This is a genomic window from Micromonospora sp. GCM10011541 (assembly GCF_042650725.1).
Lineage (GTDB): Bacteria > Actinomycetota > Actinomycetes > Mycobacteriales > Micromonosporaceae > Micromonospora > Micromonospora sicca.
Window position 1 is genome coordinate 12,815 of the sequence record NZ_JBHSBP010000058.1, and the last position, 22,015, is coordinate 34,829.

Annotated in this window: 19 protein-coding genes and 2 pseudogenes; 14 read left to right on the top strand and 7 right to left on the bottom strand. The window is 72.2% G+C overall.

The window, feature by feature from the left end; translation table 11 throughout:
• Positions 1–890: 890 nt before the first annotated feature.
• On the bottom strand, positions 891–2,993 hold the full coding sequence (locus ACFOYX_RS25575) for a PQQ-dependent sugar dehydrogenase (RefSeq protein WP_322439350.1): 2,103 nt from the start codon (positions 2,991–2,993) through the stop codon (positions 891–893).
• Positions 2,994–3,031: 38 nt separating this feature from the next.
• Entirely contained in the window at positions 3,032–3,988 is a 957-nt protein-coding gene (locus ACFOYX_RS25580) for a LamG-like jellyroll fold domain-containing protein (RefSeq protein ID WP_109805657.1), read from the bottom strand.
• Positions 3,989–4,270: 282 nt separating this feature from the next.
• Here ACFOYX_RS25580 and ACFOYX_RS25585 point away from each other — a divergent pair, with 282 nt between their 5' ends.
• The 7 genes and pseudogenes from ACFOYX_RS25585 (at position 4,271) to ACFOYX_RS25615 (ending at position 12,889) form a co-directional block, all read left to right on the top strand.
• Positions 4,271–5,317, top strand: a complete 1,047-nt coding sequence (locus tag ACFOYX_RS25585; RefSeq protein ID WP_109805656.1) for a LacI family DNA-binding transcriptional regulator — start codon at positions 4,271–4,273, stop codon at positions 5,315–5,317.
• 38 nt (positions 5,318–5,355) lie between these two features.
• Complete coding sequence (locus ACFOYX_RS25590; protein ID WP_109805655.1) at positions 5,356–5,832, top strand: HNH endonuclease; 477 nt, start codon at positions 5,356–5,358, stop codon at positions 5,830–5,832.
• Between the two features lie 796 nt (positions 5,833–6,628).
• The gene (locus ACFOYX_RS25595) at positions 6,629–9,952 is read left to right on the top strand and encodes a glycosyltransferase (protein WP_322439351.1); all 3,324 of its coding nucleotides are present in this window, start codon (positions 6,629–6,631) and stop codon (positions 9,950–9,952) included.
• A gap of 427 nt (positions 9,953–10,379) precedes the next feature.
• Positions 10,380–10,865 carry a hypothetical protein gene (locus ACFOYX_RS25600; protein WP_322439352.1) on the top strand — a complete coding sequence of 162 codons (486 nt, stop codon included), beginning with the start codon at positions 10,380–10,382 and terminating at the stop codon, positions 10,863–10,865.
• 397 nt (positions 10,866–11,262) lie between these two features.
• Positions 11,263–11,337 (top strand): annotated as a pseudogene (locus ACFOYX_RS25605) (uridylate kinase); the annotation flags it as partial.
• 506 nt (positions 11,338–11,843) lie between these two features.
• A pseudogene (locus ACFOYX_RS25610) lies at positions 11,844–12,173 on the top strand (Tn3 family transposase); the annotation flags it as partial.
• Entirely contained in the window at positions 12,170–12,889 is a 720-nt protein-coding gene (locus ACFOYX_RS25615) for a hypothetical protein (RefSeq protein WP_322439353.1), read from the top strand. The pseudogene ACFOYX_RS25610 and the gene ACFOYX_RS25615, both read left to right, overlap by 4 nt.
• A 17-nt stretch (positions 12,890–12,906) precedes the next feature.
• Here ACFOYX_RS25615 and rox read toward each other — a convergent pair whose 3' ends face one another.
• Positions 12,907–14,331 (bottom strand): rifampin monooxygenase, encoded by a 1,425-nt coding sequence (rox, locus tag ACFOYX_RS25620; RefSeq protein WP_322439438.1) that lies wholly within the window; start codon positions 14,329–14,331, stop codon positions 12,907–12,909.
• Between the two features lie 530 nt (positions 14,332–14,861).
• Here rox and ACFOYX_RS25625 point away from each other — a divergent pair.
• Positions 14,862–15,437, top strand: coding sequence for a maleylpyruvate isomerase N-terminal domain-containing protein (locus tag ACFOYX_RS25625; RefSeq protein WP_322439354.1), 576 nt, complete (start codon positions 14,862–14,864; stop codon positions 15,435–15,437).
• Between the two features lie 36 nt (positions 15,438–15,473).
• Here ACFOYX_RS25625 and ACFOYX_RS25630 read toward each other — a convergent pair whose 3' ends face one another.
• Positions 15,474–15,959, bottom strand: a complete 486-nt coding sequence (locus ACFOYX_RS25630; protein ID WP_109804857.1) for a DUF1992 domain-containing protein — start codon at positions 15,957–15,959, stop codon at positions 15,474–15,476.
• A gap of 153 nt (positions 15,960–16,112) precedes the next feature.
• On the opposite strand from ACFOYX_RS25630, the gene ACFOYX_RS25635 reads away from it, so the two are divergent.
• The 3 genes from ACFOYX_RS25635 to ACFOYX_RS25645 all read left to right on the top strand — a co-directional run bounded on the left by ACFOYX_RS25635 (position 16,113) and on the right by ACFOYX_RS25645 (position 17,616).
• Positions 16,113–16,610, top strand: coding sequence for a YkvA family protein (locus tag ACFOYX_RS25635; protein WP_109804853.1), 498 nt, complete (start codon positions 16,113–16,115; stop codon positions 16,608–16,610).
• 5 nt (positions 16,611–16,615) lie between these two features.
• Positions 16,616–17,335, top strand: coding sequence for a sulfite exporter TauE/SafE family protein (locus tag ACFOYX_RS25640; RefSeq protein WP_236648447.1), 720 nt, complete (start codon positions 16,616–16,618; stop codon positions 17,333–17,335).
• Positions 17,336–17,448: 113 nt separating this feature from the next.
• A complete protein-coding gene (locus tag ACFOYX_RS25645) occupies positions 17,449–17,616 on the top strand; it encodes a hypothetical protein (RefSeq protein WP_201749934.1) in 168 nt (55 codons plus the stop codon).
• A 36-nt stretch (positions 17,617–17,652) separates the two neighbouring features.
• Here ACFOYX_RS25645 and ACFOYX_RS25650 read toward each other — a convergent pair whose 3' ends face one another.
• Together ACFOYX_RS25650 and ACFOYX_RS25655 are read right to left on the bottom strand one after the other, a co-directional pair.
• Complete coding sequence (locus tag ACFOYX_RS25650) at positions 17,653–17,793, bottom strand: hypothetical protein (RefSeq protein WP_322439355.1); 141 nt, start codon at positions 17,791–17,793, stop codon at positions 17,653–17,655.
• A gap of 145 nt (positions 17,794–17,938) precedes the next feature.
• On the bottom strand, positions 17,939–18,487 hold the full coding sequence (locus ACFOYX_RS25655; RefSeq protein WP_322439356.1) for a GNAT family N-acetyltransferase: 549 nt from the start codon (positions 18,485–18,487) through the stop codon (positions 17,939–17,941).
• Between the two features lie 97 nt (positions 18,488–18,584).
• Between ACFOYX_RS25655 and ACFOYX_RS25660 the strand changes: the two genes are divergently transcribed.
• Positions 18,585–19,520: a DNA-3-methyladenine glycosylase family protein gene (locus ACFOYX_RS25660; protein ID WP_377534468.1), complete on the top strand. Its 936-nt coding sequence runs from the start codon at positions 18,585–18,587 to the stop codon at positions 19,518–19,520.
• Between the two features lie 51 nt (positions 19,521–19,571).
• Positions 19,572–20,222: a LysE family translocator gene (locus tag ACFOYX_RS25665; protein ID WP_322439439.1), complete on the top strand. Its 651-nt coding sequence runs from the start codon at positions 19,572–19,574 to the stop codon at positions 20,220–20,222.
• A gap of 69 nt (positions 20,223–20,291) precedes the next feature.
• Here ACFOYX_RS25665 and ACFOYX_RS25670 read toward each other — a convergent pair whose 3' ends face one another.
• On the bottom strand, positions 20,292–20,801 hold the full coding sequence (locus ACFOYX_RS25670) for an NUDIX domain-containing protein (protein WP_109804848.1): 510 nt from the start codon (positions 20,799–20,801) through the stop codon (positions 20,292–20,294).
• A gap of 63 nt (positions 20,802–20,864) precedes the next feature.
• Between ACFOYX_RS25670 and ACFOYX_RS25675 the strand changes: the two genes are divergently transcribed.
• The gene (locus tag ACFOYX_RS25675; RefSeq protein WP_322439358.1) at positions 20,865–21,998 is read left to right on the top strand and encodes a hypothetical protein; all 1,134 of its coding nucleotides are present in this window, start codon (positions 20,865–20,867) and stop codon (positions 21,996–21,998) included.
• Positions 21,999–22,015 lie beyond the last annotated feature (17 nt).

A 22,015-nucleotide genomic window follows, 5' to 3' on the forward strand; every position in this document is an offset into this window, starting at 1 on the left:
GCGCTGCCAAGATCCAAGCCGGGCGCCAGATGCAGCAGGCGTGGCAGCAGCCCCTGCTCATCACCGACGCCGAGATGAACCTGCCGGTCCGTTACCCACGAGACCAAATAGACGCCGCCCGAGGAGCCTGCATCGATACCATGCGGGCCGCTCTCCGACGGCATCGCCCGCGCCACGCACGCACCCACCCTCCCAAACGCCAATAGCGAGCAAGTCGGAGCTTCCACATCGAGGGTGCGCCCCAGGCGAAAGAGTTGCTTAAGCCGGACAGCAGCCGAGGCCGCGACAGTTCGCGCAAAGACGCATAATTCATCCCGCCACCTGAGCTTCCCGATGCTCACTGATCCTATGGAAGTCAAGGGGGTCCGTCAGAAAGATCGTGGGTGAGGCGGTGGTCCGGGAGACTGGAGCGGTTGCTCCAGCCGGGAAGGATCGTCGTTGACGAAGAACGACACTCCTGCCGAGGACATGGCGGCTGTGGGAGATCGGGCTCCGACGAGGCTGGACGTGCGGATTGCGCAGGAGCTGGTCGATCAGGCTCGGGCGCAGGGTTTGTCGCTGATCGGTCCGGGCGGACTGCTTAGCGCTCTTGATGGGCACGTGTGTTCTCCCCAGCAGATGCCGATGCGGGCGGCCGGCGCCAACCGAGGTCGGTCCGGCGGACGGCGTGGTCGCAAACGGGGATATGTGTGCTCGAGCTGTGGACTGGCCCAGGCCGACGGGGGGCGGACGGCGTAGGTCACCGCGGGCACTCCCTGCCACCCCGGGTGAACGCACAAGGTCGTTGGGCTGAGCGCTCGGGCCCTCGCAGCTCAGGGTACAGAGCAACGGCTCCCGAGACGCGGCAGGGGCGACGGCGAGGTTGCCGCCGCCCCCGCGGTGTTCGTTCGTCAGGCCGGCGAGCCCGTCACGGTGAAGAGACGGGTACGGCCGACGTTGTCGAAGGAGCCGAAGCCCACCCGACCAGAGCCGAACGTGGTGTCCTTCGCGGTCATCAGCGGATCGTTGCTCCCGTCGACGTACACCGCGATCTCCCCGGTGGCCGGCAGGTGCACGACCCGCACCTTGTGCCAGTCGGCGTCGATGATCGCCGGGTTCGCCCCGCGCGACCGCCCGTTCCACTGGACCTCGATGCGTTCCCGGTCGGCGTTGTTCACCTTGAAGATGCCGTTGTGCGGGTAGATCGTGTTGTCGGTCGACAGGTGGGCGTAGTAGAACTGCGTGTCCGACTGCCAACCGAAGACGATGATCACGTCCCGGTTGGTGACCTCCACCGGCGTGTCGAGCCGGACCCGGGCCTCGATCTCGACCGACGACCAGACCGGCCCGGCGGTCAGCACGGCGTACTCGAACGGCCGGCGCGGACCCGGCCGGCTGGCACCGGCCTCGGCGAGGATCACCTCGTCGCCGTCGAACTGCCACTTCGACGGCGTCACCGGCGCCCAGTTCTCCGCACCGCCGGTCTGGACCAGCTTGGTGTCGCCGACGTCGCCGTCCGCCACCGTCCTGGTGCCGACCACCTTCCAGATCTTCCCGTTGGCCTTGGCGAGGATGTAGAGCTCGCCCGCCGCGTCGGTGCCGAAGCGCAGGTCGACCCGGTTGGGGTCGCCCGGCGCGCCAGGCGCGGAGAGGTCCTGCATCCGGACCGGCGCACCCGCCGCGGTGAACAGGGCCAGCCGGTGGATCGTGGCGAGCCCCTGACCGCGGCGCATCTCGTGCGCCTCGGTGTAGAGGATGCGGCCGTCGACGAGGTCACCGAAGACGTACTTGCCCTGCAGGGCCGGCAGCTCGTGCCCGCGGTAGACGAACCCGCCGGCCACCGCGACACCGACGTCCGAGGTGCAGTTCCACCCGGGCGCGGGATCGTGGTCGTACGCGGCCACCGGGTAGGTGTAGCCGTACTTCTCGTCGTCGGCGGGCAGCGGGTAGAGCTTGTCGCAGGGGTTCGTGGCCGTCTTGTCGAAGACGAACGAGCCCTCACGCTCGCTCCAGCCGAAGTTGTCGCCGGCCCGGACCTCGTAGATCGACTCGACGGCGTGCTCGCCGATGTGGCCCAGGTACATCCGGCCGGTGGCCCGGTCCCAGCTGAACCGGTGCGGGTCGCGGAAGCCGACGGCGTAGATCTCGCCGAGCGCGCCGGCCTGCCCCACGAACGGGTTGGCCGCCGGGATGCCGTACCGGCCGTTGGGCGAGTTGCTGCCCTGCGGGTCGATACGCAGCAGCTTGCCGTGCGGCATGCCCATGTTCTGCGGGTCGGTGTTGCGCGCGCCCTGCCCGCCGTCGCCGACCGCCAGGTACAGCAGCCCGTAGTCGCTCTCGTGCGGCTTCGCGGTCGGGTCGAAGTTGATCTCCTGGATGCCGTGGATCTGGCCGCCGAACCCGATGCGCAGGACTTCCCGGTGAGTGCCGGAGAAGGTGTCCGCGGCCGGGTCGATCGCCGTCCATTCGGTGATGACGCCCTGGTAGATGGTGTTCGGCTGGGCGTAGTCCGGGGTCCTCGTGGCGAGGGACGCCTGCTCGGTGTGGATGGTGTAGAACCGGCCGTTGCGGCCGAAGTCCGGGTGGAACGCGACGTACCCGAAGCCTTGGCCGAGACCGCGGCCGGAGAAGAACTGCGGCGCGAACGTCGCGGCCACGTCCAGGTAGACGTGCGGCACGCCGTTCTCGACGAGGTAGAGGTTGCCGTTGAGGTCCGGTACCGCACGGCGACCGGAGCCGTCAGGCAGCTCGGTGATGGTGTTGATCCGGGCCTTCCGCATCAGCCGCTGGTCGACCGGGGCCGGGTTGGGCGACGACTGCGGGAAGCTGGCGTACTCCTGCAGGACCAGGCCCAGCCGGGACTGGGTCGGCATCTCGGGAATCGGGTCGTAGATCGCCCCGGCGGCCCGGGCGGGCGCCGCGACCAGGGTGGACAGGACGAGGGTGGCGGCAGTGACTCCGGCCGTCAGCGCGGCTCTACGGAGCCTGCCGGTGCTGCCAGCGCGAATGAACACGCGGGTTCTCCTTCTCGGTGGGACGGTGCCGAGGATGGTCAGCGGGCCATGTAGCGGTACTGCTTGGCGATGTCGCCCGCCGGGATCACGCTGTCGAGGAACATGAGGGCGTCCATGCGGCAGTCGCACGGGTTCCGCTCCAGCGTGTTCTGCGGGAAGCTCCCGCCGATCTTGATGCCGCGGGGGTCGGAGGCGGTGGTGACGTGCGGGCCGGGCCCCGACACCTGCCACGGGTCGTCGTTGCGCGTGTAGAAGCCGTCGACCGGCTCACCGTTGCGGTAGAGCGCCATGGTGCCGGTGGTGAAGTCGTACGTGGCGGCGAGGTGCACCCACTCGCCCTTGGGCAGCAGGGTCCGCCAGTCCTCGCTCGCGGCGAACGTCTGCGAGTTGCCGCCGTCGAGGCGCCGGCCGAGGGCGACCAGTCGCAGCTCGCCGTTGACGTCGATGAGCTCGAGCAGGGCCCGCACGCCGTGGCCGTCGGAGTCGCCGGTCAGCACGCCGGCCAACCCGATGGCGTTGAACCGGTCGGTGGGGTTGGCGGTGGTGGAGTTGAGCGCCGGGCCGTCCATCTCCCGCTTGAACCAGCCCATCACGGTCGTACCCTCGGCGCCGCTGAACGCGCGCAGCGTCCGTACGCCGCTGGCCGACCAGGTCCCGGCCTTCCAGTCGTCGTTGCCGGTCACCTCGGGGTTGACCTGCCGGGTCTGCAACGCGTTGCCGCTGCCCTTGTACGCCTGGTCGGGCACCCGCATCGCCGAGCCACCGTTGATCAGCTCGATCTCGGTGCCGGAGCGGCCCTGGTCGCGCTCGAGCGCGACGTCGCCCTCCACGGGGTGGTCGAAGTCGTAGAAGGCGACCAGGTGCGAGCGCAGGGCCGGGTGGACGTCGTGCGGGCGGTCCCGGTCCGCCTGGGCGGGACTCGCCCCGGCGGCCGCCGTCAGGCCGGCCGCCAGCAGGGCGGCGGTGGCGACGGCGAGCCGTCTCGGTCTTCTCATGGGAGGTGTTCCCTTCGTCGGTGCGCGGTGGCGGGCACTTTCGGAAGCGCTGGCGTGCGGCGTGCGAACCGGGTTCGTGCCGCTGGAGTTGGGATCACGTCTGGACAGGACGGATGGCTGTCCACACCGGCGGACGGCCGAGGTCAGGTCGGCGAGTGCCGGCCGAGCAGCTGCTTCACCACGAGTACGTAAGCGCTTACGTAAGCGCTTTCGTAGCCTATGCTGTGCCTTGCGCCACAGGCAAGAGCGCGGTGCGGATCGATGTCCCCTAGGGAGTTGCGGATGCCCAAGCCCGGTCCCCGGCTGCGCCTCATCGACGTGGCCGAGCGTGCCGGCGTGTCGCTGGCCACCGCCTCCCGAGCCCTGTCCGGCCGCGACGGTGTCAGCGAAGAGGTCGCCCGCCGCGTCCGGCAGATCTCCCGGGAACTCGGATACGTCGCCAACCCCTACGCCCGCACCCTCGCGGGCGGCGCCAGCTCCACGGTGGGCCTTATCGTCCACCAGGTCGACGACCCGTACTTCTCGGAGATCGCCAGCGGCGTCATCGAGGTCGCCGCCGAGGAGGGCCTGCTCGTCCAGATCTCGCACTCCGGCCGCGACCCCGACTACGAGCTCCGCCAGCTCCGGCACCTCATCGCGCAGCGGGTGGGGATCATCCTGATCGCCGGCTCCGGCTACGACGACCCGCGCATCGAGGCCGAGGCGCGGACCGAACTGTCGGCCTTCCAGAAGCTCGGGGGGCGGGTCGCCGTCATCGGACGGCACTCGCTCGGGGTCGACGCGGTGATGCCGGACAACGAGGCCGGCGGACGCGCGCTCGCCACGCATCTGCTGGAGCTCGGCCACCGGCGGATCGCGGTCGCCGCGGGCACCGCGGGACTCACCACAGTGGCCGACCGGCTCGCCGGGGTGTCCGCCGCGCTGCGACAGCGCGACCTCTCCCTCGACGGCCTCCCCGTCGTCCACTGCGATTTCACCCGCGACGGCGGCCGGGTGGCCGCCGAGCAGATCCTGCGCGACCACCCCGAGACCACCGCGATCATCGCGCTCAACGACGCGATGGCCATCGGGGTGCTGTCGACGCTGCGAGCCCACCGCATCCCCGTGCCCGACCGGATCTCCGTCGTCGGCTTCGACGACGTGTCCGTGGCCGCCGACCTCGCGCCGAGCCTGACGACCGTACGACTGCCGATGACCGACATGGGCCGGATGGCGCTCACCCTCGCCCTCAAACCCCGCTCGGTGCGCCCCCGCCGTCGCCCCACCGGCCACACCCTGGTCGTACGCGACTCGACCGGTCCCGCTCTGCGGCTCCCCGCGGGCGGCTGAACCCGGGCGGCGGACGGCAGGCCGCGTACAGTGACGCGATGCTGTCGAGGGTGCCCGGCCTGTCCCGGCATTTCACCGAGGAGAGCCTGCGCTCCCACCTGGTCGACCGCTCGGTACGCCGCGACGACGGCTGCCTGATCGTGCGCGGGTACGGCGCCCGCCGCGGTGTCCACCAGAAGGTCGCCGGCCGGGCGTGGGCGCACATCGCCGCGTACGTGGTCTTCGTCGGCGGCTACGACCCGGCGCTGGACGTCGACCACCGCTGCGCCAGCCTGGACTGCATCGAGCCCACCCACCTGCGTCAGGCCACCCGGGCGGAGAGCTGCCGGGGCCGGCGGCAGGAACCGCGGTGCCGCAACGGTCACGAGCGGGAGATCGACGAGGCGACGGGGCGCTACCGCCGGGTGTGCCGGCTGTGCAACCGGGAGGCCCAGCGGCGCTGGCGGGAACATCGGGCCGCCGAGATCGTCACCGCGAGAGCGACGCACGGCCGCGGCCTGTCGGTATCCGCCTGAGATCCCGACGTGGCGAACCCTTGTCGCTCTTCATCCTGTTTCATTACTCAACGCCTTGTCGTCCTGTCTGGTGCTCTCTGGGGTATCTTTCCGGATATGCGAATGGTGAAACATTCGCGGAGCACCTGTGTCTGGGATCAGGACATACCCGGACAAGCTCCTCATAACCTCGACCGGTGGCTCTTGACATGTCGTTCGATAGGTTGCCCGACCGCCCACAGCGCACACCGCCGATCGTCCTGTCCCGACCCGGTCAACCGGTGTTCGTCGACGTCACCGGCAACCGTCGCCGGCGGATCCGACGCGCGGGCATGCTGGTCGCAGTCGCCTCGCTGAGCTACCTCCCCATGGCCGCGGGCGCCCTGCTCCCCGGCCCGTCCGCGCCGAAGCAACCCCGTCCGCTCTCCGTCGGCGGCGCCCCGGGCGACGGGACCGGAGACCAACCGGTCACGGCACCGTCGCCGCTCGACGGTCCGTCTCCGCGCGTCGTCCCGGAACCGCAGGACACCGTGGACACCCCGCAGTTCCCGGCCGCCCCGGAACCGCTCCGGAGTGGTGCGCCGGCCACGACCGCGCCGCCGATCCACCCGCCCGTTCCCGCGTACGGCCGCTCGCCCGGCAGCCGACCGTCCACCGCACCACCGATCCGGACCGCTCGGCCGGCCCCGCCGCCCGAGGCCTCGACGCCGCCTGCCACCGCCTCACCGACCCCGTCCTCGCCGGCCGGAACCGGCGACGGACCGATGCCCACCGCGACCCCACCGACCACCCCTGACCTCGGACCCGGGACGACCGGATGATCCTGACCAACCGCCGGCGTCACCGGCACGCCCCCGACCGCACCGGCGAGCACCGGTCCGGCCTCCTCGGTCTCCGGACCGGGCGGTTCGTCTGCGCGTCCCTGGTGACCGCGGTCGTGTGCGTGCTGCTGGTGGAGGCGTACGCGAACGCCCGGTTCAGACCGGACCACGTACGCGAGGCCGAGGATCAGTTCAGCGTCCCGACCGCCGTGCTCGACGGCGGGCCGGTGCTCGACGCCCGGGGCGACCAACCCCACTCCTACCGGCTGCCCGCGAAGACCATCGCCCTGACCTTCGACGACGGGCCGGACCCGGTCTGGACCCCCCGAGTGCTCGACGTCCTGCGCCGGCACCGGGCCCCGGCCACGTTCTTCGTGATCGGTTCACAGGTGGCCCGGCACCGGGACCTGGCCCGACGGGCCGTCGCCGAGGGGAACGAACTGGGCGTGCACACCTTCACCCACCCGGACGTGAGCCTGCTGCCCCCGTGGCGGCAGCGGTTGGAGTACGCGCAGACCCAGATGGCGATCGTGGACGCGGCCGGCGTCCGGACCAGCCTGCTGCGGTTCCCCTACTCGTCCGTGCCCAGCGCCGTCGACGACGCGAACTGGCCGGTGATCCGGGAGGCCGCCCGGCTCGGCTACCTGACCGTGGTGAACGACCTCGACAGCGAGGACTGGGCCCGACCCGGTGTGGACGCGATCGTGCGCAACATGACCCCGGCGGACGGAGCGGGCGCCGTGGTGCTGCTGCACGACGCCGGTGGAGACCGGTCGCAGACCATCGCGGCGCTGGACCGGTTCATCCCGCTCATGCGGGCGCGCGGCTACACCTTCACCACGGTGAGCGACGGGATCGACCGGGCGCAGCAGAGTACCGCCGCCCTGGTCGGCAACGCCCCCTCTTCGACCGCGGACCGCTGGCAGGCGGCCCCCGTCATCTGGGCGATCCGGCTGGCCGACCTGATCCTGCGTGGCCTCGCCCTGCTCTTCGTGGCGGTCGGGATCCTCGTCCTGGCCCGGACGCTGCTGCTGCTCCTGCTCGCCCGGCGGCTCGCCCGCCGCAGGCGGGTGCACCGCTGGCCCTGGGGGGTGGTCAGCGCGCCGGTGTCGGTGGTGGTGCCCGCGTACAACGAACGGGCGGGCATCGTCGCCACGGTCCGTTCCCTGGTCGCCAGCGACCACCGGGACCTCGAGGTGATCGTGGCCGACGACGGTTCGACCGACGGCACCGCCGACCTCGTCGACGCGCTCGGCCTCGACGGCGTCCGCGTGATCCGCAAGCTCAACGGCGGCAAGGCGAGCGCCCTGAACACCGGGTTCCTGTACGCCTCGCACGACATCATCGTGACCGTCGACGCGGACACCGTCTTCGAGCCGGACGCGGTCCGGCGGCTGATCGAGCCGTTCACCGACCCGCGGATCGGCGCGGTGGCGGGCAACGTCAAGGTGGCCAACCGGCGGCGGCTGCTCGGCCGGTGGCAGCACATCGAATACGTCATCGGCTTCAACCTGGACCGCCGGTTGTACGACGTGCTGGGCTGCATGCCGACCGTGCCGGGAGCGATCGGGGCCTTCCGCCGCCGCGCCCTGATCAGCGCCGGCGGGATGAGCGGCGACACCCTGGCCGAGGACACCGACATCACCATGGCGATCCTCCGCGCCGGATGGCGGGTGGTGTACCAGGACCGCGCCTGCGCCTGGACGGAGGCGCCCGCGTCGGTGAGCGACCTGTGCCGGCAGCGCTACCGGTGGAGCTACGGCACCATGCAGGCGATGTGGAAGCACCGGGGCGCGATGCTCGACCGGGGCGCCTCGGGCCGGTTCGGCCGCTTCGGCCTGCCCATGCTCGCCCTGTTCGGTGTGGCGCTGCCCCTGCTCGGTCCGGTGCTGGACCTGCTCGCCGTCTATGGCCTCTTCTTCCTGGACATGAAGAAGACCGCCGTCGCGTGGGCGGCGATGCTGGTCGTGCAGACGCTGACCGCCGCGGTGGCCTTCCGGCTCGACCGGGAACCGCTGCGCCCACTGCTGGCCCTGCCGATCCAGCAGTTCGCCTACCGCCAGCTGATGTACCTGGTCCTGGCCCGGTCGGTGGTGACCGCGCTGACCGGAACCCGGCTGGGCTGGCGCAAACTCAAGCGGGCCGGCGACGTGGCGGACGACCACCTCCTCGCCGCACCACAACCGAGGGACGTCGCGACGGGCGGACGCGGGGGGCGGAACCGCTGGTTCGACACCCTGCGGGCGCTGGCGCTGGGCCGGGTCTTCGCCTACCACATGTTCGGTGCCGCCTGGCTGAGCTTCGCCTTCCCCGCCATGGGCGTGATGTTCGCGCTGGGCGGTTCCCTGATGGCCGCTTCGCTCGACCGCTCGCCGAAGCGGGCGATCAGCAGTCGGTTCCGGCGCCTGCTGCCGGGGCTGTGGGCCCTGGGCCTCGTGCTGATGCCCCTGATGATCTGGCACGGCTGGACCAGCCGGCCGGCCTGGCCGGCGCTGCTGAGCTGGCTGATCCCGCTGGTGCAGCCGCCGGGCAGCCAGTGGGCGGCGGACGTCACGGGCGTGTTGTGGTACCTCGTGACGTACCTGTGGCTAGTGCTGCTCTCCCCCGCGATGCTGGCGCTGTACCGGCGCTGGCCGGTGGGGTCCGTGCTCGCTCCGCTGGCCGGCGTGGTGCTGCTGCAGACCGCGGCGCCGTCGGCGAGCGGGCCGGCGGAATCGGTGCTGACCGACCTTGTCACGTTCGGCGCCTGCTGGCTCGTGGGCTTCGCGCACCGTGACGGCCGGTTGCGGCGGCTCTCGCTGCCGTACCTGCTGGCCCTGGTGGCCCTGTGCCTGGGGCTCGCGGTCGGCTGGCTCGCCACCCACCCGGAGGCGGGGCTCGACCTCAACGACGTACCGGTGGCGCAGGCGTTCTGGTCGCTCGGATTCGTGCTGCTGCTGGTGCGGGCCGACCCGCCGATGACCTGGCTGGCCCGGATCCGGCCGCTCGACCGGCTGGTGACCGTGTTGAACAGCCGCGCCCTGACCATCTACCTCTGGCACAACGCCGCCATCACGGTCTGCTTCGCCGCGGGTGACCTGATCGGGTTCTGGCGAGTCGGCCAGCTGGGCTACCTGGTGGTGGCGCTGATGATCCTCACCGGCCTGGTGCTGGCGCTCGGCTGGGTCGAGGACCTCAGCGCCCGGCGCCCGCCCCGCCTCCTGCCCGGGCGCCGCCCGACGGGAGCGATCAGCCGGGGCCGGGCACCCCGGGCGGCAGGTCGTCCGGCCGTCGGCGCCCAGTCCGACAGACGGCAGCAGGAGGTGACGGCCATGCGCTGACCAAAAAAGGGCGAAACATTCGTGAAACGGCCTGAACACGTCACAACATGTTCATTTTGTCCTATACTTGACTCACGGCAGCGAGCGCCCCACGACAGGGATTATCCGGCGCTCGTCCGGACACGCTCGATCAGCACCGGCGCCGCCAGCCTGCTGGCCATGGCCGCGGGGACGGCAGCTGCGGGCATGGTCCGGTGCGGTAGCACGCCGCCGCGGCCCGGCCGGAGAACCACACGATCCGGCTGAGCCGCCGCCGGCGGGAAACGGTGATTGGGGTGATCACCGCGGCCGGCACGGGTCTCGCCCTCCTACGGGCCCGTGCCGGCCACCCCCTGGCAGGAGAGAGCGACGCGACCGCGACGTCGAGGTGCCGCCAAGGGCCTCGGCCGCCCGGCCTGATCAGCCAACCGACCGAGAGGAACTGGTGATGTGGAACCCGCCAACACCGGCGGAGCAGGAACTGTGGAACGCCGTGGTGGCCGGGGTCCGCGCGGCCGACCAGGCTGATCGCGCCGGTTTCGAGAACGCGATCGGCCGCCTGTCGCGGCTGCCCCAACCGTGGGCGCGCCAGGTCCTCAGGGACACCGCCGCGCTGCTGGCCGAGGAACTCGACCCGGAGGGACGGGACCCCTGGCCACTGCTGGCGGCGCAGGTCGACCGCTCCGCGGCCTGGCTACCCGAGGTGGACCGCGCGCTGCTGGCCGCGGTCATTCCTGGTGGCGATCGACCACCGGCCGCCGACGTGCCCGGCGAGCCGGAGCACACCCGGTGTCGACTGCTGCTGATCGCCCACCTGGCGGACGCCGCGCAGGTCGGGGTCGGAGCCTTCGTCGACGTGGCGCTGGCCGGAAACAGCAGACGGCCGGGCAGAACAATGTCCGCAGCGGTCCCCCACTGCCGCCTCGGACACTGACCGGACGCGCGGCACAGCTCGGCGTCCTCGCCGGCCCGATGCCCTGCTCGGACGTCGGGTTGAGCGTCGGGCGCGGCCTGGCCGTCAGGGTGGCGCAGCAGGCGCCACCGGAATCACTGTCGTCATGCTCGGCAGCATAACCGACACAGGTGACTGATAGGCATGAACAGGACATAACACGCGGGACGGGTCACCACCCGTTGCAGGCCGCGCTGCTCTCACGTCCCCCGCTGGTGTCGTCTGCCAAAGAATGCCGGAACAGGAGCGAGAGGCCAGGCTCGCGCTTTCCTTGCGAGCAGACCGGAGACTGCGGACGGCGAGTTCACCCTCCCGATGCTGACCTGCGTGCTGCGCGTCCGGCAGCTGTTAAAGGCAGCCGCGGCAACTCCTTGACCGGCTGGCCGAGGCGATCGAGTCCGTCACGACCGCGCACCCACTGCGAGTCGCCGTCGACGGGCCGCCCGCCGCCGGCATGCAGGCTGCAGGTCCCCCAAGGACGCGAAGACCCCACACTCGTCGACCCACGCCGAGACGCCTCGGGTGCCTCAACCTTCTTGGCAGAGAAGCCGGGATACCTCAGCTCACTTGGCAGTGCCTCAGGTCAACTGGCGGACGACAGCTGGAAGCTCCTGACCGGCGGGATGGCGATGACACCAGCGTGAGTCCTTATGCACAAGAACTGTCATTATGATGTAGCCGCCTTATGACCGCTTTGTCCGCTTGATTTGACGGATTGCTGTTACCGGTAATCCGTCAATGGCCGAGCGGGCACGGTTGGGCGTGACGCAGGTCGGGGTGTTGGTAAGGACGGAGACACCCGGCGCCAAAAAGTTGATCTAGGTTTTGGATCTTCTGCCGGGGTGCGTCGCCGGGATGATCTGCCGCTGTGAATCGTTCCTCTTTGAATCTTGGGGACCTGGTTGAGCACTGGACGTTGGTCGCTGCTGAGCGGGACCTGCTCGCGAAGCATCGCGCCGCGACGAGCAGGAACTGTCCGTGCTGTGCCTGCGGGTACTGCAGGCCGCCGTGGTGTACGTCAACACCCTGATGGTCCAGGATGTCCTCGCCGAGGGCCTGGTCGAACTCGGGGCCGCCGACCGGCGCGGCCTGACCCCGCTGTTCTGGACCAACATCTCCCCGTACGGCGAGGTGCGCCTCAACATGGCCAACCGGCTCGCCCTGCGCGCCACGACCGCCGCGGATCCGGCCGGCGGCGATGATGACCCGGCACCCAACCCCCCCCGAGCAGCGAGGGACAGCCACGATGACCCCCACCCGCACCGGCGTGCACACCGAAACGTTCCGTGAGCAGTACGGCAGTTCCCTCACCGAAGGCCTGGCCGCGGCTACGCGCCGGCGACTTCAAGAACGCCGTCACCCTGGCCGAGCGGTTCACCGCCGGCGCCCGGCATCTGCACCACAGCGTCATGCGCGACGCCTTGGCCGCCGGCCTGGACTGGTGGCAGATCGGCGAACTGCTCACCCTGCACCCGCAGGCCGCGTTCGACGCCTACGCCAACCTCGCCGACGGCACCCGCACCCCAGCCCAGCAACACCCGCACCTGGCCGTGGTCTGCACGGCCGGGCTGGCCGCCGAGCACGACAGGGACACCGAACACGGCATCGACCTCGACGACCTCGACCCGCAGCACAGCCTCACCACCGACCCCACCGTGGTGCGGCTGCGCGCGGCCGCGCAGCTGCTCGGCGACGACGTCCGGATCGCCGTCAAACTGCCCGGCACCTATGAAGGCGACGACGACCTCGACGACGACGCGGCCATCCGCCGGTGGACCACGTGGCGCTCTACCCCGACGAACTGGGCTGGCTGCGCGAGGCCCTGGCCCTCAATGCCGAGGAGCCGGACGACGACGAAGACGACGACCTGGAGCCGCTGCTCTGACCACCTGGGCGCGGGCAGGACCGAACGGTTACCGGTCGCGGCCGCCGTCGACGACCATCCCAGCTCCTGGCCGACAGCGCCGCAGATCTGCTCGCCATCTCGCCACGTATATGCGGGATGACCGCTGCTCAGGCGAAATCAGTTGGCGGGCTTGCCGAACCAGCGGGAGAGGTGGTCGTCCAGGTCCTGCTGATCGTCGCCGATCCAGGCGACGTGGCCGTCGGGGCGTAGCAGGACGCACGGAACATCCAGTACCGCAGTGGGATCCGCGAGGTAATCGACCCGGTCTGACCAGCCGCCGACGGTCAGGCGTTCGGTGCGGTCCAGCAGCAGGCCGCGGCCGCGATGCAGCAGACCGTAGAGGTGGCCCTGTTTCACGTCGATGTCGCGCAGGCGGCGGCCGAGCAGGTCGGGGCCTTCGCCGAAGTCGTAGCGGATGCCGATCGCGGTGATCTTCTCGATCAGATAGCGGTTCACCTCGTCGAAGTCCATCAGTTCGGTGAGCAGCCTGCGCACGGCCTGCGGGCCCGGTTCGGTGGACGACAGTTCCATCTGGGCGCGGGTGTTGTCCAGCACGTCCTCGGCGACCGGATGACGCTCGGCCTGGTAGGTGTCCAGCAGTGTTTCCGGCGCCCAGCCGCGGATCTGTGCGGCCAGTTTCCAGCCGAGGTTGAATGCGTCCTGAACGCCCAGGTTGAGGCCCTGTCCGCCGGTGGGTGGATGGATGTGTGCCGCATCGCCGGCCAGCAGCACCCGCCCGACCCGATAACGTTCGGCTAGCCGGGTGGCATCCCCGAAGCGGGACAGCCAGCGCGGGGAGTGCACGCCGAAATCGGTTCCGGCGATGGTGCGCAACTGTTGTTTGAAATCCTCGAGGGTGGGCGGTTCCGCGCGGTCGCTGACTCCCGCGGCGGGGACTACGACGCTATAGACCCCTTCGCCGAAGGGCCGGAGCCAGAATCGCTGATGGGTCTCGCGGATTCCGGTCACCTTGGCGGCGATCTCCTCCTGCGGCACGCCCACTTCCATCTCGCCCATCAGGGTGTCGGTCCGTGAGGGCTCGCCGGGGAAGCCGACACCGAGCAGTTTACGCACCGTACTGCGCCCGCCGTCACAGCCGACGAAGTAGCGCGATCGCAGCTGTTCCCCGTCGGCCAGCTCGACGGTCACACCCTCGTCGTCCTGCTCGAAACCGGCGACCGCGCAACCGCGCCGGACCTGCGCACCCAGTTCGATCGCATGTTCTTCGAGCAGGTGAACGATGACCGGCTGCGGGATACCCAGCAGATAGGCGTACGCGGAATCCAGGCCCTCGGGCGCGGGTTTGGGGATGGCGGCGAAGAAACCGCCGGCCGGACGCTGTCTTCCATGCTGGAGAATGCGATCCAGCAGTCCGCGCATTGCCATCAGCTCGATACTGCGAATATGCAGACCGACTATGCGGACGAACGACACGGGCTCGGTTTCCTTCTCCAGGACGAGTACCCGCACATCGTGCAGCCGCAGTTCGGCGGCCAGCATCGCACCAGCCGGCCCGCACCCGGCAATGATCACGTCGAACATGAGGGGCGCGCGATCGGCGCCGGAGGCCGGCGATGGGAGTCCGGGGACGTCGCCCGCGGTGAAGTCGCGCTCGACCGTATCGTTCGACGACGGCTCGGCGGTGAACTGCAGAGAGTGCATAGGTGTTGCCTTTCGGGAGTGCCTTGTTGGCGAGGCGCTCCCGGCGACACCTACGTCAATCGCCCGACCGTGACGGGAAGGGGGAGCACCCACATCGATACAGCGTTCATGGGTCTCACCTCCTCGGGCGGTGTCACGGTCAACTGCAAGCTACAAGCCCGAGCATCATCCCGTCCAATCCTTTCCCAGCCACGTGATCACGACTCCAAACGGGCCCGTACGGTTGCGACTGCGGTACGCACCGTGGCGCCCTTGTCGGCGCTGGGCGGGTCGGTACGGCGAAGATCCACTAATTGGCGCCTAGTGTCGCCGTTCTTACCAGCACCCCAGGTCGTAGTGATTCACGCCCTCGCGCTCGCGTGCGGGCCGCCGGGTGGCGGACGCGCACGGCTGGCGGCAGAGTCGACGGCATGACCACAGCGACCGGAGCGGACGTCCGGGCCGCGGCGACGGCGATGGCCGAGGTTCTGGCTCCGCTGACCGGGCACGATTGGTCCGTCCCCGCGGGCGACCTGGAGTGGTCCTGCTGGATCACCGCCGCGCACGTGGCGCACGACCTGCTCGCCTACGCCGGCCAGGTTGCCGGGCAGCCCACCGACGGCTACCTGCCGTACGACCTGCGGGTGCGCTCCGACGCGGCGCCCGCGGAGGTGCTGCGGGTCGTGCACGCGTGCGCGCAACTGCTGGCCGGCGCCGTCGACGGCGCCGAGCCGACGTTACGGGCCTGGCACTGGGGGCCGACCGACCCGGCCGGCTTCGCCGCGATGGGCGTCGCCGAGATCCTGCTGCACACCCACGACGTCACCCGCGGCCTGGGCGCCGACTGGCGGTTGCCCGCCGACCTGAGCGCCAAGGTGGTGGGCCGGCTGTTCCCCGACGCGCCGGCCGGGCAGCCGGCGGAGGTCCTGCTCTGGCTGACCTGTCGGGCCGCACTCGGCGATCGTCCCCGCCGCACGGCGTGGAGCTGGCGAGCGGCCGTGTCCTGAGCGATCCGGGGACACCCCCAGGTCGGGGCCGGGGGTTCAGCCGCGCCGCCGCCAAGGGAAACGCCAACGCCGCCGGGTGGTCGGCGCGGCGGCCGGCGGCGCAGCCGCCACCTCCGCGGCCCGCTCGGTCGCCGTCCGCTCCCGGTCGGCCCGCCACCGGCGTACGGTGTCGTCGGCGTTGACCGGGCGCACCACCACCCGCGGGCCGGTGGGCGTACGCAGCCACGCCACGATCTGCGCGTTCAGGTCCGCGACGAACGCGCGCACCGACTCCTCCGTGGGCAGGTCCCGCACCTCGTCGGGGAGCTGCTCGACGCGGCGGCGCAGCTGCAACGGGGTCGGCAGCAGCAGGTCGCTGGGGAGCGCCTCACGCTCCAGGAAGCTCTTGATCCACCACGACTCGTCGTACGGCAGGCCCCGGCCGGGGATCGGTTTGCCCGCCCCTGGCAGGTTGTCGAACTCGCCGCGCTCCTGGGCCGCGCGGATCTGCGCCTCGACCGCCGCCTCCCAGCCAATCGTCACCGCCGCCACCTCCCGCACCCAAGGTATCCGCTGTCCGTGACGGGATTCAGCGCGTGTGATCGGCGCGGCATTCCCCGCCGTACGGCGTGCCGCGCGGGTGGGCGTGACCCGGCGTACATTCCTCGTGGCCCGTACCCGGCGAAAGGACCCCTCGTGCGCGACTGGCTGATCGGGCTCGGCGTGGCGGTGGCCTGTCTGCTCGCCAGCTGGGCCCTGCTGGTGCTGCTCGCCCGACGCCTCCCGCCGGGCATCCTGCGCGACCTGGCCGCCTTCATCCCCGACTGCCTGACCACGGTGCGCCGGCTACGCCGGGACCCGCGGGTGCCTCGCCGCGCCAAGATCGCCATCGTCGTCGCGGGTCTCTGGCTGGCCAGCCCGATCGACCTGATCCCCGAGTTCCTGCCGGTCATCGGCCCGCTCGACGACATCGTCGTGGTCGCCCTCGCCCTGCGCTACGCCGGCCGGCAGGTGCCCCGGCAGGTGCTGCTCGACGCCTGGCCGGGTGAGCCGCGCCTGCTGCTGCGCCTGCTCGGCCCGGCCGCCCCCGATCCGGCCGTCGGACCGCCCGACGAACCGCCGAGCGGAGAGACCGACGGACCGCCCGACGGGCCGGGGCGGGGGCCGGCGGGCGCCGCGCCGGTCGACCGCTGACCCCGGTGGTGGGCACGCTGCTGACCGCCTCGGCGGCGGCGTTCCTGCTGGCCCTGCTGTCGGCGGTCACCGGCTTCGGCGGCGGTGTGCTGCTGCTGCCGGTCTTCACCGCGCTGTTCGGGCTGCGGGTCGCGGTGCCGGTGCTCACCCTCACCCAGCTCTCCAGCAACGCCGCCCGGGTCTGGCTGAACCGCCCGGAGCTGCACTGGCGCCTCGCCGGCCGGTTCGCCGCCGGGGCGGTGCCCCTCGCGGTGACCGGCGCGCTGCTGCTCGCCCACGCCCCGCTGGCCGCCCTGAAACGGCTGCTCGGGGTGTTCCTCCTCGCCGTGGTGGCGTGGCGCCGCATCGGCGCGCGGCCGTCCCGGCCCACCGAGCGCACCTTCGTGGCCGTCGGCGCGGCGTCCGGTCTCGGGTCGGCGCTGCTGGGGTCCGTCGGCCCGCTGACCGCCCCGTTCTTCCTGGCCTACGGCCTCACCCGCGCCGCGTACGTGGGCACCGAGGCCGCCGCCGCGCTCACCCTGCACCTGTCCAAGACCGTCGGGTACGCCGCCGCCGGCCTGATCGGGCGGGACGTTCTGCTGCTCGGCGCGGCGCTCACGCCGGCCACCCTCGCCGGCGCGTGGGTGGGCCGCCGGGTCGTCGGCCGGATCAGCGACCGGGTCTTCGTCGTCCTCGTCGAGGCCGGGCTGGTCGTCGCGGCGGTGCTCCTGCTCGCCGGCCGGTGACGCCTCGCCGAACCCCTGCCACGGCCGCCCGACCCGCCTAGGGTGGGTGACAGAAGGCTGACCTGAGCAGGCAGGACCGTTCACGGTCGGTGCGGCATCCGGGAGGAGTGGACGTGACAGATCCGGACGAGAACCGCGAGAAGACCCCCAAGACCGACGACGTGCTCTTCTCCACCGACGGGGATCCCCACCACCACCTGGAGCAGGCGCCGCAGCCGGACGAGCACCTCGCCGTCCAGTTCATGCACGACGACGAGACGGAGACCGTCGGCGAGGAGTGAGGGCAGCGTGGCGGATCGCCCGGGTCGTCGGCCGGCTCAGCGGAGTTTCGGGTCGAGGGCCTCGCGGACCGCTTCGCCGAGCATGACGAAGCTCAGCACGGCGGTGACGAGGAACGCGGCGGGGAAGAAGAGCAGGAAGAGTGAGACCCGGATGTAGTTCTCCGCTTCACTGATCATGATGCCCCAGGACACGACCGGGGTCTTCAGGCCGATGCGAGGATGGCGACCAACGGTAGCGGCGGTCGTCACGCTGCGTGGCCCGGCATGGTCAATCTGGTCGAATGCGGAGGAGACGACCGGAGGGTGTGCCAGTCGGGCGCGGCTAGAACCGCCAGCGCACGTGCCGGTGCCCGTCGCGGGGGAACGGTGGCCGGGCCGGCAGCACCTCCTGGAAGACGTACCCGCTCTTCTCCGCCACCCGGCAGGAGGCGGGGTTGTCCACCTGGTGCAGCAGCTCCAGCCGGGTCAGCCCGCCGGCCGCGAAGCGGGCGAAGGCCCAGTCGCTGACGGCGGTGACCGCGCGCGGCGCCACGCCCCGCCCGCGGGCTGGGGCCGCCGTCCAGTAACCCACCTCCGCGTACGGGCGCCCGGGGGTGACGTCCTTGAGGATCACGTTGGCCACCAGCCGCTGCCCGTCCGGCGACGACTCGAGCACCGCGAAGCTGAACCGGCGGCCGGCCGCCCAACCCTGCCGGCTGCGCCGCAGGAACGCGCGGGCGTCGGCGGTGGTGCTGACCGGGTACCGGGTCCAGCTGCGCAGCACCGGGTCCCGGTACGCCGCCAGCAGCGCGGCCACGTCGTCGTCCCGCCACGGGCGCAGCAGCAGACCGGGCGCGGTGGGCGTGGGCGCGGCGCGCAACTCGATCGACATCCCGGTAGTGTCGCCCGCCGTCCCGGCCCTGGCGAGACCCGTCCGCGCCGGGATGTCGGTCGCTGGTGGTAGACCTTCGGCGATGACCTCGACACCGATGAGTTTCACGCTGACCCCGCGCGGGCCGTTCTCGCTGGCGGCGAGCGTCCGCTTCCTGGAGGGCTTCACCCCGGCACGGTACGCCGGCGGTGGGCCGGCCGTGCTGCGGTTGGCGTTCCCGCTCGACGGCCGGTGGACACCGGTGGGGCTGCGGGTGCGCCAGGACGCCGACGGGGTGGTGCACCCGCAGGTCCACTCCCCCGGCGACCCACCCGACCGGGACGCCGTGCGGGCGCAGCTGCGCCGAATCCTCTCCCTCGACGTCGACGGTTCCGGCTTCGCCGAGGTGGGTGAGCGGGATCCGGTCGTCGGTGGGCTGCAGGGCCGCTATCCCGGCCTGCGTCCGGTGACCTTCTGGTCGCCGTACGAGGCGGCCTGCTGGGCGGTCATCAGCCACCGGATCCGGATCACCCAGGCCGCCACCGTCAAGGCCCGGCTCGCCGAGCGGCTCGGCACCCCGGTGGAGTTGCCGGACGGCCCGGTCATCGCCTTTCCCGGCCCGGCCGACCTGTTGCGCGGCGTCGACACCCTGATCACGATGGGCGGGCTGGCCGGCCGCAAACCGGAGTGGCTGTGCGGGCTGGCCGCGGCGGCGCTGGACGGTCGGCTCGACGGGGCCCGGCTGCGGGCGCTGCCCGCGTCCGAGGCGCTGCGCGAGCTGTCGACGCTGCCGGGGATCGGCCCGTTCTCCGCCGAGCTGATCCTGCTGCGCGGCGCCGGCGCCCCGGACGTGGCGCCCCGGCACGAGCAGCGGCTGCGCCAGGCCGTCCGGGACGCGTACCGCCTCGACGAGGAGGTCGACGACGACACGCTGACCCGGATCACCGACGGGTGGCGGCCCTACCGGACGTGGGTGAGCCTGCTGCTGCGCACCTGGCGGGAGGACGAGACCGGCGAGCTCTCCGGCCGCCGGGGCCGGCGGCCGGCGGTGTGACGGGGGCGGGCCCGCGTAGGGTGATCAAGGGAGCGACGGGTGGGAGGCTACATGATCACGGTCGGGGCGCTGGTGGGGATCGGTCTGGTGGCGCTGGGTCTGGTGCTCACCCCCGGTCCGAACATGGTCTACCTGGTGTCCAGGTCGGTCACCCAGGGCCGGCGGGCGGGGCTGATCTCGCTGCTCGGTGTGGCGGTCGGCTTCCTCGTCTACCTCGCCGCCGCGGTGGCCGGGATCGCCACCGTGTTCGCCCTGGTGCCGCCGCTGTACACGGCGGTGAAGCTGGCCGGCGCGGCGTACCTGCTGTGGCTGGCCTGGCGGACGCTGCGCCCCGGCGGCCGGTCGGCGTTCGCGCCGGCGCCGCTGCCGCCGGACCGGCCGCGGCGGCTGTTCACCATGGGTCTGGTCACCAACCTGCTCAACCCGAAGATCGCGATCCTGTACGTGTCGCTGCTGCCGCAGTTCATCGACCCGGCGCGCGGCCACGTCGCCGCGCAGAGCCTGCTGCTCGGGCTCACCCAGATCGTGATCGCGCTGACCGTCAACGCGCTGATCGTGCTCACCGCCGGCGGCATCGCGGCGTTCTTCGCCCGGCGGCCGTTGTGGCTGCGGGTGCAGCGCTGGGTGATGGGCACCGTGCTGGCCGGTCTGGCCGTACGGATCGCCGCCGACCGGTCCCGGGCGGCGCTGGTCACCCCGTGACGCTGGGCCACGGCGCGGCCGTCCGCTCCTGCGTTGACGGATCAGGCCCGCCCCTGCTGGCGTGGAGCGTCAGAGCGCGTCCGGTCGGCCCAGCGCGGGGTGCCGCTGGCCGGGCCGGGCGTGCCAGGTGGGGGCGTCCTCACTCACGGTGGTGTCGATCCGCAGCCGGGACCAGTCGTCCAGCTCGGGCAGGTCGTCCGGGTCGAACCAGCCGACCTCGGTGGACTCGTCGCCGTCCGCGGTCGGGGTGCCGCCGACCGGGCGGCAGCGGAACCACACGTTGAGGTATTCGCAGGCGTCGCCGTTGGGGTAGACGACCGGGTGGGTGGCGACCCCGCCGACCCGCTCGATCTCGACGCGTACCCCGGTCTCCTCGAGGACCTCCCGCAGCACCGCGTCCGCCGGCTGTTCGCCCGAGTCGATGACGCCGGCCGGCAACGACCAGCGGCCGTTGTCGCTGCGCCGGGCCAGCAGCACCCGCCCGGCGTCATCGCGCACCACCGCGCTGACCCCGGGCAGCAGGAGCAGGTCGGTGCCGATGTGCTTGCGCATCCGGGCGACGTACGGGGAGACGGGCATCCGCCCACCCTAGTGGCGACGTCGACCGGCTCCCCGCGCCGGTGCCACTAGACTTCGCGCTCGATGGACGCCCAGCCCACTCCCACCGCCGACACCCGCCCCTGTGCCCACTGTGGACGGGAGGTGCCGCAGCGCGCCGGTGCGGGCCGGCCGTTCCGGTACTGCCGGGACAACGACGGCGCCTGCCAGCGGGCGTCGCGCAACTCCCGGATGCGTCACCGCAACGCCCCCGGCCTGCCCGGCCAGGTCGCCCGGACCTGGGAGGCGGTCGACCGCCTCGACCAGATCGTGGACACCCTCACCGAGGCCCTGCACGCCGAGCTCTCCCCCGCCGGGGTGGAGCGGCAGCTCGCGCAGCTGCGCGCCGAGGCGTCCGCCGAGGTGGCGGCCGCGCACACCGAGCGGGACGAGGCCCGCCGCGAGGCCGAGGACGCGGCCGCGGCGGCGGTCCGGGCCCGCCAGGAGGCCCGCACGGCGGTCGCCGACCGGGACGCGGCCCGCGAGCGGGCGGACCGGACCGTCGAGGAGGCGACCCGCGCCGCCGGCCGGGCGGAGCTGGCCGAGTCGGCTCGGGACGAGGCCCGGCGGGAGGCCGGCGCGGCGCAGGCGCTGCGGGTGCAGGCCGAGCGGGACCGCGACGCCGCCCGCGCGGAGCTGCGTACCGTCCGCTCTGAACTGGAGGGCGAGCGGCGCCGGCTGACCGGCCTGACCGCCGAGCGGGACGCCGCGCGGGGTGACGCCGAGCGGGCCACGCGCTCGGCCGGCGAGGCCCTGGAGCGGGCCGAGCGGCTGCGCGCCGAGGCCATGCAGGCCCGGACCGAGGCCGAGGCCGCGCGGGCCGAGGCGGCCCGGGCGGCGGCGGCCGCGGCCGAGGCCGACCGCGCCCGTCAGCAGGCGGAGGACGCCCAGGGCCGGGCCGAGGCCGCCCGGCAGGAGGCCGTCGCGACGGCCACCGCCGCCCGCGCGGAACTGGCGGGCCGCACGGCCGAGCGGGACGGCCTGACGGCCGAACTGGCCGCCGCACGGGAAGCCGCCGCGTCCGTCGAGGCCCGGCTGGCCGAGCTGACGGTACGGCTGCGCTCCGTCGAGGCCGACCGGGACCTGGCCCAGCGGCGGGCCGCGCAGCTCGCCGACCAGGTCAGCGACCTCGCCGGCGCCCTGGCCCGGCTCAGCTCCCGCCAACCGGACAACGCCTGACACCCGTCCCCGCGATC

Coding starts and splice junctions, on each gene's coding strand:
- ACFOYX_RS25580 (WP_109805657.1), bottom strand. CDS start 3,988: ATGAGAAGACCGAGACGGCTCGCCGTCGCCACCGCCGCCCTGCTGGCG.
- ACFOYX_RS25585 (WP_109805656.1), top strand. CDS start 4,271: ATGCCCAAGCCCGGTCCCCGGCTGCGCCTCATCGACGTGGCCGAGCGT.
- ACFOYX_RS25590 (WP_109805655.1), top strand. CDS start 5,356: ATGCTGTCGAGGGTGCCCGGCCTGTCCCGGCATTTCACCGAGGAGAGC.
- ACFOYX_RS25595 (WP_322439351.1), top strand. CDS start 6,629: ATGATCCTGACCAACCGCCGGCGTCACCGGCACGCCCCCGACCGCACC.
- ACFOYX_RS25600 (WP_322439352.1), top strand. CDS start 10,380: ATGTGGAACCCGCCAACACCGGCGGAGCAGGAACTGTGGAACGCCGTG.
- rox (WP_322439438.1), bottom strand. CDS start 14,331: ATGTTCGACGTGATCATTGCCGGGTGCGGGCCGGCTGGTGCGATGCTG.
- ACFOYX_RS25625 (WP_322439354.1), top strand. CDS start 14,862: ATGACCACAGCGACCGGAGCGGACGTCCGGGCCGCGGCGACGGCGATG.
- ACFOYX_RS25650 (WP_322439355.1), bottom strand. CDS start 17,793: ATGATCAGTGAAGCGGAGAACTACATCCGGGTCTCACTCTTCCTGCTC.
- ACFOYX_RS25655 (WP_322439356.1), bottom strand. CDS start 18,487: ATGTCGATCGAGTTGCGCGCCGCGCCCACGCCCACCGCGCCCGGTCTG.
- ACFOYX_RS25660 (WP_377534468.1), top strand. CDS start 18,585: ATGAGTTTCACGCTGACCCCGCGCGGGCCGTTCTCGCTGGCGGCGAGC.
- ACFOYX_RS25665 (WP_322439439.1), top strand. CDS start 19,572: ATGATCACGGTCGGGGCGCTGGTGGGGATCGGTCTGGTGGCGCTGGGT.
- ACFOYX_RS25670 (WP_109804848.1), bottom strand. CDS start 20,801: ATGCCCGTCTCCCCGTACGTCGCCCGGATGCGCAAGCACATCGGCACC.
- ACFOYX_RS25675 (WP_322439358.1), top strand. CDS start 20,865: ATGGACGCCCAGCCCACTCCCACCGCCGACACCCGCCCCTGTGCCCAC.